This is a genomic window from Teichococcus aestuarii, assembly GCF_042651065.1.
In the GTDB taxonomy this organism is placed as follows: Bacteria; Pseudomonadota; Alphaproteobacteria; order Acetobacterales; family Acetobacteraceae; genus Pseudoroseomonas; species Pseudoroseomonas aestuarii.
In genome coordinates, this window is the sequence record NZ_JBHSCH010000097.1 from 1 (window position 1) to 12928 (window position 12928).

The following is a 12928-nucleotide window of genomic DNA, read 5'->3' on the forward strand; positions in this document are numbered from 1 at the left end:
GCGACCAGGCGCAGCGCCTCCCCCCCGCCGAAGCCGCTGATGCCGACGATGCCGACGCGAATGCTCATGCTGGTGTCCTTCCGGGGTGCGGGCAAAGAAAAACCCCCGGAGCCGGGGGCTGCGGGGGTTCAGGAATGCGGGCCGGGGCCGCGCCGGCGGGTGGGGCCTAGGGCGAGGCCGCCGCCCCGCGGAAGGGCGCTGATCGACGCGCAGCCCGGAGAGCCGCCGCTTGGATGCGGGGGCGTCGGCGTCGGCGTCGGTCACAAAGGGCGTGGAGGCCGGGCATGGCCGGCGAGACTGTCGCTGCCCCCATCCACCGTCAAGCGGAATGTCCGTGGGGGGGGCGGAGGGCCATTCTAGGCGGGTGGGGGAGGGCGGCAGCCATCCGGTGGCGCCTGTTGATTTTACGCTTTCATGGCCACGTCGCGATTTTTGGATTCAGGATTATATTCCTGACGTCTGGATCGCTTCAATCCGGAGCGGCCTGCACCTCCTTGCCAGTCCTCGGAAGCCCGCTTTACAGCGCCGCCGGGCGCAGTCACTGGTGCCGGGTTAGCCGCCCCCGTTAGGGTGGGTGCTTCAAGGTCAGGCGCCTTTGTCGGCAGCACGGTAATTGGAACCGCCGCGAGCCGGTGGACTTTGATGTCGTTTTCTTACCCTACCGCGACAACTACTCCGCCCGCCCGCTAGTATGGGGATAACTGGTTTCCTGTGATGGCGAGGGCAACGCCCGCAGTCGACCAGTGGGCGTGACGGTGGATCCGCGTGGTGCCCTGATCATCGCGGATGGTCTGTTGAACACAGCGACGAGTGACGCCTGCTCGCTGAGGTATTTATGCCCGGACCAGGGGAAAGCGCTCCCTCCCCCCGGACCCCTATCTGCCATGAGGCTAAGTCTGCCGAAAATGGGCCTCCCTATGACAGGAACATAAAAAGCCTCGTTTGACTCTCTATTTTAAATGTTTATTTGTAATTTTGTTAACAAAATCAATGCCATTTTGTGCGAGCTGTAAACGTGCTTTTTCCAATGGCGCGAAATGAACTTTACCCGAAGGCACCCAAAACCATCTCGAGACGACTGTTCCGTCTTGCAAGTGATCTCGCAGTTGGCGACGAGCTGATTCAAGTTTTTTTATTACGGTTTTGATTTCACTGTTCTCAGCCGAGTGTGGCTCTACTCCAATTATCTTTCCACTTGGGCCATGACCCAATAGGTAGTCCCAGCGGTTTTCCTGCTCCCTTCCGGGTTGAAGTGCTTGATCGGCATCTAAGCTATCTACAAACGAAGGCCGAACATCTTCATCGAAGTGGATTCGATGAGGTTTTATGATAGCTCCAAAGCCGTCTTTCACCATTGCCTTAAGGGGGGATTCCGGCTTCAGCGCTGCGCGAACCGGAGTTTCTGGAGCTCGAACTCGCGTTCGACGAGTAGCTTTCGTCACCGTTCGCTCTCGTTTACAGCATCTCGAACAGCATCAGCAAAGCGGGATGAGTAAGCGGTAAGGCCGCCCCAGCCGGCTATACGTTCGTCCTCGGAACTAGGGTCTAGATCCGAAATATCAACCGAGTTTACCTTGCCTTCAGAATTAAATTCTAACAAGAACGCTCGGTAGTCTTTTTCGAGGGCGGCTTTTGCAACAGCTTGCATCGGTTGGAGTTTTACATCGAAGGCTTGGCAGACAAGTTGCCAACGAGCATGATATTCCTTCAGCCTCCTCATTAACCAAAGCATGGTTAAGACATGCGGTGAATGAGTTGACAGAACTACACGATATCCCCGCCAAATCAGGTCAAGAACTAGCAGCATAACGGCTGTGATAGCCTGGGGATGTAAGCCCATTTCGGGCTCTTCAATTACAACCCAGTTTGTCTCCTCTCGCTTTCTCTGCTGAGTTGGCGGCAGAAGGTGGTATAGGCCCATTAATAAAGGAGTAAATTCTCGTTGACCCGCCGTCCATGTCATGAATGGTAAATGCATATCGCCGTGGACTAATCTAAGTCTTCTTGAGTGTTGCTGATCTTCTTCTATGCCAACTTTTCCGCCATGAAAAACGGCAGCATCAATCTTTTCTCTGATTTCTTTTTTTAGGCGCTTTTCCACAGGAAAGAGGGTTCCGGCATCTTTGCCGCTAAACCGATCAAACAGATTTTGGCTAAACAGACGCGCCACTACAGGTGTGTCTGGCCCTAATTTTTGAAATGGCGCAGCCCATCCATCACTAATTAGCATCGAGCGATGTGCTGGGACGAAGAAAAGCTGCTCTTTTCCTGTTCCGCGCTTAGAAATATTCCTTAAATTAATGCGCGATGATTCAAAATTGATCTGAGTAGACTCTGAATTCCACCCAGACGCCATCCCCGTCCCAAATATTAAGTCAATCAAAATATCCGAGCGGTCAGTTGATTGCCCAGCAGATCGTAACGCCTCTACCACTTGGCGACCGTCAAGAGCAATTTTCAGCCATTGAAGAGCGAGACTTTTGCCTGCTCCTTGTGGCCCAACCAAAACTGTTAAATCGCCGAAACTTAAATTAACATTAGAAATCTGAGCAAAATTTTTAATTAAAATATTGCTTTCTTGGCGACGAGCTAATTTTCTACTTTTTTTGCTTTTGGTTTCTGGATTTTTTATTTCTGACATAACATGATCCTGCTTGAGAATATAGATTCTTGCACCTTAAGATGCTTCTAAGCAATCTGCCACTGTCGAAGGCTTATAAAAGTTTGACAAAAGGCATAAATTCCTAATACCCTGCCGCTCCCCCACCGGAGCGGCCCTCATGTCCCGGCTCACCCCGCCCACCCCCTGGACCCCGCTGTCCGACGCCGCCTGGGCCGCCCTCCAGCCTTTCCTCCCGGCCCTCTCCCCCCAGGGCCGCCGCCTGGCCGATCCGCGCGCCCGGCTCGATGCCATCTTCCACCTCGCCCACCTTCCCGGCGCCGCCTGGAAGCACCTGCCGGAGCGCTTCGGCCGGCCGGACACCGTCGCCCGCTTCTTCCGCCGCCTCACCCATGCCGGCTTCTGGCACGCCCTGCTGCGCGCCCTCGCCAAGGCGCCGCCCGGCCACCCGCTGCGCGCCCTGGAATACGCCATCTGCCGCGCCTGCCGCCGCGCCGCGCGGCTGGGCGGCCTGCCGCTCCTGCGCCTGGTCCGCCGCCTCGGCCTGCGCTCGGCGCTCGGCGCGCCGCCCTGGCTGCTGCCCGATCCGCTTTTGTCCGAAACCCTGCACCGCCTGCCGCTCGGCCCGCGCCCGGGGGCCGCGGTGCTGCGCTCCCTCGGCCGGCTGCTGCGCAATGCCGCCGGCCGCGCGCGGATTCCCCGCTCCGTCCGCCTCGGCTGGGCATGAGCGCCTTGCCGGCGCCGCCCCGCTGCGGCAAACCCCTGGCCTTCGCTCGTTCGGACAAAGGGACCCACGCTATGGCGGTCAAGGACGTGAAAAAGGTGGTGCTCGCCTATTCCGGCGGGCTGGACACCTCCGTCATCCTCAAATGGCTGCAGACCACCTACCAGTGCGAGGTGGTGACCTTCACCGCCGATCTCGGCCAGGGCGAGGAGCTGGGCCCGGCCCGCGACAAGGCCCTGCTGCTGGGCATCAAGCCCGAGAACATCTTCATCGACGACCTGCGCGAGGAATTCACGCGGGACTTCGTCTTCCCGATGTTCCGCGCCAACGCGCTGTACGAGGGCCAGTACCTGCTGGGCACCTCCATCGCCCGCCCGCTCATCGCCAAGCGGCAGATCGAGATCGCGGAGATGGTCGGCGCCGACGCGGTGAGCCACGGCGCCACCGGCAAGGGCAACGACCAGGTCCGCTTCGAGATCGGCTACTATTCGCTGAAGCCGGACGTGAAGGTCATCGCCCCCTGGCGCGAATGGGACCTGACCAGCCGCACGAAGCTGCTGGAATTCGCCGAGGCCAACCAGATCCCCATCGCCAAGGACAAGCGCGGCGAGGCTCCCTTCTCGGTGGACGCGAACCTGCTGCACTCCTCCTCCGAGGGCAAGGTGCTGGAGGAGCCGTGGGACGAGCCGCCGGAGATCGTCTGGCAGCGCACCATCCGCCCCGAGGACGCGCCCGACGTCGCCACCGAGATCACCATCGAGTTCGAGCGCGGCGATGCGGTGGCGATCAATGGCGAGCGCCTCTCCCCCGCCACGCTGCTGACGAAGCTGAACGCGCTGGGCCGCGAGAACGGCATCGGCCGGCTCGACCTGGTGGAGAACCGCTTCGTCGGCATGAAGTCCCGCGGCTGCTACGAGACGCCGGGCGGCACCATCCTCTACGTGGCGCACCGCGCCATCGAGAGCATCACGCTCGACCGCGAGGTGGCCCACCTCAAGGACAGCCTGATGCCGCGCTACGCCGAGCTGATCTACAACGGCTTCTGGTTCGCGCCCGAGCGCCGCATGATCCAGGCGATGGTCGATGAGAGCCAGAAGAGCGTCTCCGGCACGGTGCGGCTGAAGCTCTACAAGGGCAACACCATCGTCACCGGCCGCCAGTCGCCCAACAGCCTCTACTCGATGAAGTACGTCACCTTCGAGGAGGACCAGGGCGCCTACGACCAGTTCGACGCCCAGGGCTTCATCAAGCTGAACGCGCTGCGCCTGCGCCTCGGCGCCATGGCCGGCCGCAAGGGCGGTGCGCTCTGAGCCGTTGAAAAGGCCGGGGGAAGGAATGCCCCCGGCCCCCCATCCTCCTTCTGCCCGCCTCCGGGCCTGCGGGCGGGCAGGGGGCGCGAGGCAACCTGCCGGCGCCCCTCGCGTTCCTTCGGCATCGGGCCGCCCATCGGGGCGGCCGCAGACGAGCATGAAGGAGAAGGCAGCAATGGCCCGTATTTCCCTGACGATCGCGGCGGCGTCCCTGGCTCTGGCGGTGTTCGCCCCGCTGGCCCACGCGCAGATGGGCAGCGCCGTTCCGCCCGGCAACAGCATGGGCAGCGGCGGCATGCCGGGCGGCATGTCCGGCAGCATGGGCTCCGGCAGCAGCATGCAGGGCAGCAGCAGCATGCAGGGCAGCGGCGCCGCGATGGGCGGCTCGGGTGCCGCCAGCGGCGGGACCATGCAGGGCTCCGGCATGAGCGGATCCGGAATGACAGGCCAGGGCATGAGCAACCCGGGCATGAGCGGGTCGGGGATGAGCGGCTCGGGCATGAGCGGTTCCGCAACGACGGGCCAGGGCATGAGCGGCTCAGGCATGACGGGGCAGGGCATGGGCGCCTCGGGCATGCAGCGCCCGATGGGCTCGGCCTCGACCTACGGTATGGGCGGCATGACGGGCCAGGGTTCGGCCGGCAACACCATGTCCACGCCGGCGCAGCCCCTGGCGGGCGTGCAGTTGCCGCAGCAGGGCGTCGGCAACGGGGCCTACAATGGCGGCGGCGTCGTGCTGGAGCACCTGCCGGACGGTACGACGCGCATCGTCCGCTGAGGCGAAACGGCGGCAGCCGCCCGGCACTGCGGCGCCGGGCGGCTGCGAAGAGGATCAAGGGGCCGCTCCCGCGAGGGATCGGCCCTTTCGCCGTTCAGGCGGTGACAGCCTGGCGACGGCCCGTGAGCGCGCTGGTGGAGAGCGCCCAGGCGCCGTTGCCGAGCCCCGCCTGCACCAGCAGCGCCACGGTCCAGAACAGCGGGAACTCCCAGCCGCCGCCCGGACGGCTGAACACCCAGCCATTGCCGAGGTGCTGCATCGTGGCGCCGACCAGGATCGGCACCGCCAGCAGCGAGACGAGGCGGGTCCAGAGGCCCAGGATCAGGGCGATGCCGGCGGCCGTCTCGGCCAGCGCCACCACGGCGCCCAGCACCGGCGGATAGCCCAGGCTGCCGAAATAGCCCATCGTGCCGGCAAGGCCGAAGGTCATCACCTTCATCAGGAAGCCATGGGCCAGGAACATCACCCCGAGGCTGACGCGCAGCAGCAGGGTGGCATAGGGGATCAGGCGGGGGTCGTTCATCGGTTCGCTCGCTTGCGGAGGATGGAAGGACGGCCTTCCCGGCCGTGTCGCCGCTTTCCTAGACCCGGCGAGACCCTGGCTTCCAAACGCCATGCGGAACGGTCATCATTCGCGCCATCAATGGCCGACCTCTCCACCCTGGACCTGAACCTGCTGCGGGTGTTCGACGCGGTGGCGCGCGAGCGGCACGTGACGCGCGCGGCGCAGCGGCTGAACCTGTCCCAGCCCGCCGTCTCCAACGCCCTCTCCCGCCTGCGGCTGGTGCTGAAGGACGAGCTGTTCCTGCGCCGCCCGGGCGGGGTGGAGCCCACCGCCCTGGCCCTCTCCCTGGCCGAGCCGGTGGCGGAGGTGCTGGACCGGCTGCGCGGCGCGCTGGCAGCGCACGCGCCCTTCGACCCCGCCACCTCGGACCGGGTCTTCCCCATCGGCCTGTCGGAATATGCCGAGGCGGTGCTGGCGCCGCCGCTGCTGGCCGCCATGGCGCGGGAGGCGCCCGGCTGCCTGCTGGCGATCCGCCACGCGGACCGGGTGAACGCGCTGGAGATGCTGGAGGCGGATGCGGTGCAGATGGTGCTCGGCATGCTGGCCGAGCCGCCTGCCCTCTACACCCGCTTGCGGCTGCTGCCGGAAGGCTTCCTCACCCTGATGCGCCGCGGCCACCCGCTGGCCGAGGGCGAGATGACACTGGCGCGCTTCACCGCCTGGCCGCACCTGCTGCATTCGCCCAACGGCTCGCGCGATGGCGCGCTGGACGGGCCGCTGCGCGAGGCGGGCCATCCGCGCCGGCTGGGCGCGGTGGTGGCGCATCTCTCGGGGGTGCCCGCCATCCTGAAGGGCACCGACATGGTGATGACGCTCTCCGCCCGGCTGGCCACGCAGATGGCCGAGGCGCACGGGCTGCTGCTGCGCCCCTGCCCGGTGGAGACGCCGCACATGCGGCTGTCGCTGATCTTCCCGCGCCGCTTCGAGGCGGACCCCGGCCATGCCTGGCTGCGCCGCCGCCTGCTGGCCGTGGCGCGCGAGGCCACGCCCGCCGCCAGCTGAGCCGGGGGCTCTCCGCGCCCCCCGCGCCGCCTGGACAGGCCACGCTGCCTCCGGCCCTTACCAGATCGCGATGCGCGGACCCTGCGCCCCGCCCGAGGCGGGCGAGCGCCCAGGTGGCGCGCAGCCAGGCGAAGCGCCGGCGCCCCCGGGCGGATCGTCCATGGCGGATCGGCCATGCTCGGCGGGAGCTGGGATCAGCCCCAGGGGCCGCGCTGCCGCCGCGGCGGCGCCGCGCCCCAGGGCCCCGGCGCCGCACCCGTGCCGCCCGCCGGCGGCAGGCCCGTCTGCGGAATGAAGGAGGCCTGCCCCCGCCCGCGCGGCGGCCCCATCTGCCCGGCCAGCTCCATCAGCGCCGCCACGCGGTTCTCGGTCTTGGGGTGGGTGGAGAACAGCCCGTCCATCCGCAGCCCGGCCAGCGGGTTGATGATGAACATGTGGGCGGTGGCCGGGTTGGCCTCGGCCGCCTGGTTCACATGGGTCAGGCGGCCCTGCTCCAGCCGGGTCAGGGCGTTGGCCAGGCCCAGCGGGTTGCCGCTGATCTCGGCCCCCGCCCGGTCCGCCTCGTATTCGCGGGAGCGGCTGATGGCCATCTGCACGATCATCGCGCCGATCGGCGCCAGCAGCATCACCAGGATGGCGGCAATCGGGTTCATGCCGCGCTCGCGGTTGCCGCCGAACAGGAAGCCGAACTGCGCCAGCATGCCGATGGCGCCCGCCAGGCAGGCGGTCATGGTCATGATCAGCGTGTCGCGGTTCCGGATATGCGCCAGCTCGTGGGCGATGACGCCGGCCACCTCGTCGGGCGGCATGCGGTTGAGCAGGCCGGTGTTGACGGCCACCGCCGCCTTCTCTGGGCTGCGGCCGGTGGCGAAGGCGTTCGGCTGGTCCTCGTGGATGATGTAGAGCGCCGGCATGGGCAGCCCGGCATTCTGCGCCAGCCGCGCCGTCATCCGGTAGAGCTCCGGCGCCTCCTGCGGTCCGACGGGCTGCGCGTTGTGCATGCGCAGCACCATCCGGTCGCTGTTCCACCAGGCGAAGAGGTTGGTGGCGCAGGCCACGCCGAAGGCGACCATCATGCCGCCCCGCCCGCCGATGACGCCGCCGACCGCGACGAACAGCGCCGTCATCGCCGCCAGCAGGAGGGTTGTGCGCAGATATCCGTTCATGCCCTCTTTCCGTTCCCCAGCTTCCCACCCCAGATGGGGAGCATGACGAGCCCTGAGCAAGAGGCCGCCCCGCCGGCCCGCCCCGACCCGACCCAGCCCCCCGCCGCAGCCCCGCAGGGCCAGGCGGCGGCCCCTGCGCCGAAGCCGCCCGCCACGCCGATGCCGCCCGAGATCGGCGGCCCCGCCGGGCCGGAGCCGACCCGCTTCGGCGACTGGGAGCGCAAGGGCCGCGTCAGCGATTTCTGAGGCGCGGCCGGCCCCCAGACCGGGGCGGCGGATGGGGAGAGGGAACGGCCCGTGAATCCCGCCGCCGCCGCGTCAGCGATTCGTTCGCGCGACTCGGCGGCCTGCTTTCCGGCTTTGTTCTATCCATCCCCTCGGCCCCGGCGCTGGCCGGCCAGACAGAGGCTGACGCCCAGAACCCCGGCGCCGCAGAGCAGCAGCGCCGGCGATGGCCCCGCCGCCGCCTGGGCCAGGCCGAACAGCACCGGCCCCACCGCCTGCCCCAGGAAGTAGCAGAAGGCGTGCAGCGCCACGGCCGAGCCGCGCGCCAGCGGCGCCACCTCCGTCACGCGGGTCTGGATGCTGTTGTGCAGCATGAAGAAGCCCAGCCCCACCAGCAGCGCGCCGCCGATGCCGAGATCCGGCTGCCCGGCGCTCCAGGCGGCGGCGAGGGCGGCCATGCCCAGCGCCACGCTGGCGCCGGCCAGCCGCATCATCTGCGCCTGCCCCAGCCGGCGCAGCAGCAGCGGCGCCAGCAGCGTGTAGCCGAAGCCGCCCAGGCCGAAGGCCGTCACCGCCAGCCCGGCGCGCAGCAGCCCGTGCCCGTCCTGCCCCAGCAGCACGGCGAGGAAGGGGAACATGCCGAAGACGAACATCCCCTCCAGCAGCACGCCGAGATAGAGGGGCCGCGCCGCCGGGGTGCGCAGGATCTCGCCATAGCGCCGCAGCACCATGGGGATGGAGGGCGGGGCGGTGGGCAGCGCCGGCGCCGGCCGGCGGCGCGCATCCCACGCCATCACCGCGCAGGAGAGGGCGGCGGCCCCGGCGCAGACTCCCATCACCCCGCGCCAGCCGATGAAGGGCGCCAGCGCCCCCGAGACCGCGCCGCCCGCGAGCTGGCCCAGGATGGCGCAGGCCAGCACCCGGCTGATGGCGAGCTGGCGCTGCGCCATCGGCACCGTGTCGCCGAACAGGGCGAGGGTGAGGGGGAAGATGCCGCCCGCCGCCAGCCCGGCGGCGATGCGCGCGGCGAAGAGGCTGTCCAGCCCCGGCGCCAGGGCGCAGGCCGCCAGCATCACCGCCAGCAGGCCGATGCAGAGCAGCACCACGCGCCGCTTGCCGAAGGCGTCGCCCACCGGGCCGAGCACCGGCTGCACCAGCGCGTAGGGCAGGGTGAAGGCGCTGGCCAGCAGGGCCACCGTCTCGTGCGGGGTGGCGAAGTCCTGCGCCAGCTCGCCCATCAGGGGGTCGAGCGCCCGGCCGGCCAGGGCGCCGGCGAAGCCGCTCATTCCGAACACCGCTACCATCCGGCGGATGGCGGCGGGGTCGGGCTGTATCGATTCCATGCGCCGGATGCTGCGCCCGGGGATGCGCGGCGCCAAGGCCACGCCGCCGCAAAGGCGCCTTAGCCCCCTCACGCATTAGCCTTTGGTGCGCAGCCCGGCGAAGAACGCCCGCAGCAGCGCGCCGCATTCCCGCTCCCGTACGCCGCCCACCACCTCCGGCGCGTGGTGGCAGGAGGGGGCGGCGTAGATGCGGGCGCCGTGCTCCACCCCGCCGCCCTTGGGGTCATAGGCGCCGAACACCACGCGCCGCACGCGGAAGAAGCTGGCCGCCTGGGCGCACATCGGGCAGGGCTCCAGCGTCACGGTCAGGGTGCAGCCCGGCAGGCGGGGGGAGCCGCGCGCCGCCGCCGCCTGGCGCAGCGCCAGCATCTCGGCATGGGCGCTGGCGTCGTGGTCCTGCTCCACCCGGTTGCCGGCGCGGCCGAGCACGCGCCCGGCCGCATCCGTCACCACCGCCCCCACCGGCACCTCGCCCCGCGCCGCGGCGGCGCGCGCCTCCGCGAGGGCGATCTCGATGGGGGAGGGGGCCGGCCGGTCAGGGCCCGATGAGCTGGCCGCCATCCACCACGATGCTCTGCGCCGTCACCCAGCGGGCGCGGCGGGAGGCGAGGAACAGCACCACATCCGCCACCTCCTCCGGGTGGCCGAGCCGGCCGAAGGGGATCTGCTCCAGCGTGGCATTGTAGAGGGCGGGGTTGCTCTGCCGCCGCTCCTCCCAGGAGCCGCCGGGGAACTCGATGGAGCCCGGCGCCACGGCGTTCACGCGGATGCGCTTCTCCGCCAGCATCTTCGCCTGGCTGCTGGTGTAGTGCATCACCGCCGCCTTGATGGCGCCGTAGGGCGGCGTCCGCTTGCTGGCCCGCAGCGCCGAGATGGAGGAGACGTTGATGATGGAGGCGCCGCCCTCCAGCTTCGGCGCCGCCTCGGCGAGGTAGGGCTCGGCCGCATGGCTGGCGCGGACGATGGCCATCATGTCCACGTCGAAGGAGGCGGCCCAGCCCGCCTCGTCATCCGTGGAGCCGAAGCCGGAGGCGTTGTTCACCAGCACGTCGATGCCGCCCAGCGCCTTGGCGGCGGCCGGGATGAAGGCGGCGATGTCCGCTGCCTTCGCGAGGTCGCAGGGGGCTGCGAAGGCGGTGACGCCGAGCGCCGCCACCTCGGCCCGTGTTGCCTCCAGCGCATCCTTCCCGCGCGCGCAGAGCGCGACCGAGGCGCCTTCCTGCGCGAAGCCGAGCGCGATGCTGCGGCCGATGCCGCGGCTGCCGCCCATCACCACCACACGCCTGCCCTGAAGCTGCATCCCGCTCTCCCGCGCTTTCATTGGATGACGAGATCAGCCCAAACCCCGGGGCGGGTAAACCCGCCGACTCGCAGAAAAAAGACGGGGGTCCGGGGGAATTCCTTCCCCCGGCCTTGCCTGCCCCCGACTTCCTCGTTGTGAAGCCGTGCGCCCAGGGGTAGCAACCGCCTCATGCGCACCCTTCCCCTGATCGGCCTGACCCTGGATGCGGAGCAGCCCGGCGGCTACTCGAAGCTTCCCTGGTATGCCCTCCGCCAGAACTACTTTGACAGTGTTGTCCGGGCCGGCGGCCTGCCCGTCGCCCTGCCGCACGCGCCGGAGCTGGCCGAGCAGTATCTCGACGCTATCGACGGGCTGCTGGTCACCGGCGGCGCCTTCGACGTGGACCCCTCGCTCTATGGCGGCGGCCCGGCGCACCCCACGGTGGCGCTGAAGCAGGGGCGCACCGCCTTCGAGCTGGCCATGGTGCAGGGCGCGCTGAAGCGGGACATGCCCATCCTCGGCATCTGCGGCGGCGAGCAGCTGCTGGCGGTGGCGCTGGGCGGCACGCTGATCCAGCACATCCCGGACGCCGTGCCCGATGCCCTGGCGCATGAGCAGCCCAACCCGCGCACCGAGCCGGGGCACGAGGTCGCCATCTCCGAGGGCACGCTGCTGGCCCGCGTGGTGGGCGGCGCCCGCATGGCGGTGAACTCGGCCCACCACCAGGCGGTGGAGACGCCCGGTCCGCTGGCGGTGGTGAACGCCGTGGCGCCGGACGGGGTGATCGAGGGCATCGAATCCACCCGCCATCGCTTCGCCCTCGGCGTGCAGTGGCACCCGGAATACGCGGTGGACGCGGCCGACCAGGGCATCCTCGACGCCTTCGTGGCGGCCTGCCGGTGAGCGGCGGGATGGAGGCCGAGGGCACCCCCGGGGGCGGCGCCAAGGGCGAGCGCATCGCCAAGTGGCTGGCCCGCGCCGGCATCGCCAGCCGGCGGGACGCGGAGAAGCTGGTGGCCGAGGGGCAGGTGGCGCTGAACGGTACGGTGGTGGAGAGCCCCGCCACCTTCGTCGGGCCGGAGGATGTGGTGACGGTGGCCGGCAAGCCGGTGGGCACGCCGGAGCGCACCCGGCTGTTCCGCTACCACAAGCCGCCGGGGCTGGTGACCACGCACAAGGACCCCGAGGGGCGCCGCACCGTGTTCGAGGAACTGCCGGCCGGCCTGCCGCGCCTGGTCTCCGTCGGCCGGCTGGACCTCAACTCCGAGGGGCTGCTGCTGCTGACCAATGATGGCGCCCTCTCGCGCAAGCTGGAGCTGCCGCAGAATGCCTGGGTGCGCCGCTACCGCGCCCGCGTGCATGGCCGGGTGGACGAGCGGGCGCTCGCCGATCTGGCGCGCGGCGTGACGGTGGAGGGCGTGGCCTATGGCCCGATCGAGGCGGGGCTCGATTCCCGCCAGGGCACCAATGCCTGGCTCACCGTCTCGCTGCAGGAGGGCAAGAACCGCGAGGTGCGCCGCGTGCTGCAGCATCTCGGCCTGACGGTGACGCGGCTGATCCGCACCGCCTACGGCCCCTTCACCCTCGGCCCGCTGCCGCGCGGCGCGGTGGAGGAGGTGAACGCCAAGGTGCTGCGCGAGCAGCTCGGGCTGGACGCGCCGCCGCGCGTGCTGCGCGGGGTGGAGCGCGCCCGCGTCGCCGCCGCCGCCCAGGAGAAGGCCACCCAGGAGAAGGCTGGAGACGCGCCGGCGCGGCCTGCGGCGCCGAAGCCGGAGGCCATGCAGCGCAGCCGCCCGGCCAAGCCGCCGCGTGCCCGCAACGCCACCGAGCAGTTCCGCAGCCCCTGGGGCGCGGTGGTGCAGGGGCCGGACGCCGCGGACCAGCCGCAGGGCCCCGGCGGCCGCCGGCGCGGG

Annotated in this window: 13 protein-coding genes and 1 pseudogene; 7 read left to right on the forward strand and 7 right to left on the reverse strand. The window is 69.0% G+C overall.

Annotated features, from left to right (window positions below):
• Nucleotides 1-950: 950 nt before the first annotated feature.
• Nucleotides 951-1442 carry a hypothetical protein gene (locus ACFOY6_RS22500; protein ID WP_379652294.1) on the reverse strand — a complete coding sequence of 164 codons (492 nt, stop codon included), beginning with the start codon at nucleotides 1440-1442 and terminating at the stop codon, nucleotides 951-953.
• Nucleotides 1439-2641, reverse strand: coding sequence for an AAA family ATPase (locus tag ACFOY6_RS22505; protein ID WP_379631498.1), 1203 nt, complete (start codon nucleotides 2639-2641; stop codon nucleotides 1439-1441). Before ACFOY6_RS22505 ends, ACFOY6_RS22500 begins: the two co-directional genes overlap by 4 nt.
• Before the next feature lie 139 nt (nucleotides 2642-2780).
• Between ACFOY6_RS22505 and ACFOY6_RS22510 the strand changes: the two genes are divergently transcribed.
• The 3 genes from ACFOY6_RS22510 (at nucleotide 2781) to ACFOY6_RS22520 (ending at nucleotide 5432) form a co-directional block, all read left to right on the forward strand.
• Nucleotides 2781-3347: a transposase gene (locus ACFOY6_RS22510; protein ID WP_379652295.1), complete on the forward strand. Its 567-nt coding sequence runs from the start codon at nucleotides 2781-2783 to the stop codon at nucleotides 3345-3347.
• A gap of 71 nt (nucleotides 3348-3418) precedes the next feature.
• On the forward strand, nucleotides 3419-4654 hold the full coding sequence (locus ACFOY6_RS22515) for an argininosuccinate synthase (protein WP_379631494.1): 1236 nt from the start codon (nucleotides 3419-3421) through the stop codon (nucleotides 4652-4654).
• A 175-nt stretch (nucleotides 4655-4829) separates the two neighbouring features.
• Entirely contained in the window at nucleotides 4830-5432 is a 603-nt protein-coding gene (locus ACFOY6_RS22520) for a hypothetical protein (RefSeq protein ID WP_379631492.1), read from the forward strand.
• Between the two features lie 94 nt (nucleotides 5433-5526).
• Here the strand turns inward: ACFOY6_RS22520 and ACFOY6_RS22525 are convergent, their stop codons facing one another.
• Nucleotides 5527-5955 (reverse strand): DoxX family protein, encoded by a 429-nt coding sequence (locus ACFOY6_RS22525; protein WP_379631490.1) that lies wholly within the window; start codon nucleotides 5953-5955, stop codon nucleotides 5527-5529.
• Between the two features lie 120 nt (nucleotides 5956-6075).
• Between ACFOY6_RS22525 and ACFOY6_RS22530 the strand changes: the two genes are divergently transcribed.
• Entirely contained in the window at nucleotides 6076-6999 is a 924-nt protein-coding gene (locus ACFOY6_RS22530; RefSeq protein WP_379652296.1) for a LysR family transcriptional regulator, read from the forward strand.
• Nucleotides 7000-7193: 194 nt separating this feature from the next.
• On the opposite strand, the gene htpX is transcribed toward ACFOY6_RS22530, so the two are convergent.
• Entirely contained in the window at nucleotides 7194-8165 is a 972-nt protein-coding gene (gene htpX, locus ACFOY6_RS22535; RefSeq protein WP_379652297.1) for a zinc metalloprotease HtpX, read from the reverse strand.
• A 42-nt stretch (nucleotides 8166-8207) separates the two neighbouring features.
• Here htpX and ACFOY6_RS22540 point away from each other — a divergent pair, with 42 nt between their 5' ends.
• Nucleotides 8208-8411 (forward strand): DUF1674 domain-containing protein, encoded by a 204-nt coding sequence (locus ACFOY6_RS22540; protein WP_456316953.1) that lies wholly within the window; start codon nucleotides 8208-8210, stop codon nucleotides 8409-8411.
• Nucleotides 8412-8530: 119 nt separating this feature from the next.
• Here the strand turns inward: ACFOY6_RS22540 and ACFOY6_RS22545 are convergent, their stop codons facing one another.
• From ACFOY6_RS22545 to ACFOY6_RS22555, 3 genes are all read right to left on the reverse strand, one after another.
• Entirely contained in the window at nucleotides 8531-9733 is a 1203-nt protein-coding gene (locus tag ACFOY6_RS22545) for an MFS transporter (RefSeq protein WP_379652299.1), read from the reverse strand.
• Between the two features lie 75 nt (nucleotides 9734-9808).
• A complete protein-coding gene (locus ACFOY6_RS22550) occupies nucleotides 9809-10294 on the reverse strand; it encodes a nucleoside deaminase (protein WP_109518014.1) in 486 nt (161 codons plus the stop codon).
• Nucleotides 10269-11033, reverse strand: a complete 765-nt coding sequence (locus ACFOY6_RS22555; protein ID WP_379631486.1) for an SDR family NAD(P)-dependent oxidoreductase — start codon at nucleotides 11031-11033, stop codon at nucleotides 10269-10271. The genes ACFOY6_RS22550 and ACFOY6_RS22555 overlap by 26 nt, the downstream gene beginning before the upstream one ends.
• Nucleotides 11034-11204: 171 nt before the next feature.
• On the opposite strand from ACFOY6_RS22555, the gene ACFOY6_RS22560 reads away from it, so the two are divergent.
• Both ACFOY6_RS22560 and ACFOY6_RS22565 read left to right on the forward strand, forming a co-directional pair.
• A complete protein-coding gene (locus ACFOY6_RS22560; RefSeq protein WP_379631484.1) occupies nucleotides 11205-11918 on the forward strand; it encodes a gamma-glutamyl-gamma-aminobutyrate hydrolase family protein in 714 nt (237 codons plus the stop codon).
• A gap of 8 nt (nucleotides 11919-11926) precedes the next feature.
• Nucleotides 11927-12661 (forward strand): annotated as a pseudogene (locus ACFOY6_RS22565) (pseudouridine synthase); the annotation flags it as partial.
• Nucleotides 12662-12928 lie beyond the last annotated feature (267 nt).

Coding starts and splice junctions, on each gene's coding strand:
- ACFOY6_RS22505 (WP_379631498.1), bottom strand. CDS start 2,641: ATGTCAGAAATAAAAAATCCAGAAACCAAAAGCAAAAAAAGTAGAAAA.
- ACFOY6_RS22510 (WP_379652295.1), top strand. CDS start 2,781: ATGTCCCGGCTCACCCCGCCCACCCCCTGGACCCCGCTGTCCGACGCC.
- ACFOY6_RS22515 (WP_379631494.1), top strand. CDS start 3,419: ATGGCGGTCAAGGACGTGAAAAAGGTGGTGCTCGCCTATTCCGGCGGG.
- ACFOY6_RS22520 (WP_379631492.1), top strand. CDS start 4,830: ATGGCCCGTATTTCCCTGACGATCGCGGCGGCGTCCCTGGCTCTGGCG.
- ACFOY6_RS22525 (WP_379631490.1), bottom strand. CDS start 5,955: ATGAACGACCCCCGCCTGATCCCCTATGCCACCCTGCTGCTGCGCGTC.
- ACFOY6_RS22530 (WP_379652296.1), top strand. CDS start 6,076: ATGGCCGACCTCTCCACCCTGGACCTGAACCTGCTGCGGGTGTTCGAC.
- htpX (WP_379652297.1), bottom strand. CDS start 8,165: ATGAACGGATATCTGCGCACAACCCTCCTGCTGGCGGCGATGACGGCG.
- ACFOY6_RS22540 (WP_456316953.1), top strand. CDS start 8,208: ATGACGAGCCCTGAGCAAGAGGCCGCCCCGCCGGCCCGCCCCGACCCG.
- ACFOY6_RS22545 (WP_379652299.1), bottom strand. CDS start 9,733: ATGGAATCGATACAGCCCGACCCCGCCGCCATCCGCCGGATGGTAGCG.
- ACFOY6_RS22550 (WP_109518014.1), bottom strand. CDS start 10,294: ATGGCGGCCAGCTCATCGGGCCCTGACCGGCCGGCCCCCTCCCCCATC.
- ACFOY6_RS22555 (WP_379631486.1), bottom strand. CDS start 11,033: ATGCAGCTTCAGGGCAGGCGTGTGGTGGTGATGGGCGGCAGCCGCGGC.
- ACFOY6_RS22560 (WP_379631484.1), top strand. CDS start 11,205: ATGCGCACCCTTCCCCTGATCGGCCTGACCCTGGATGCGGAGCAGCCC.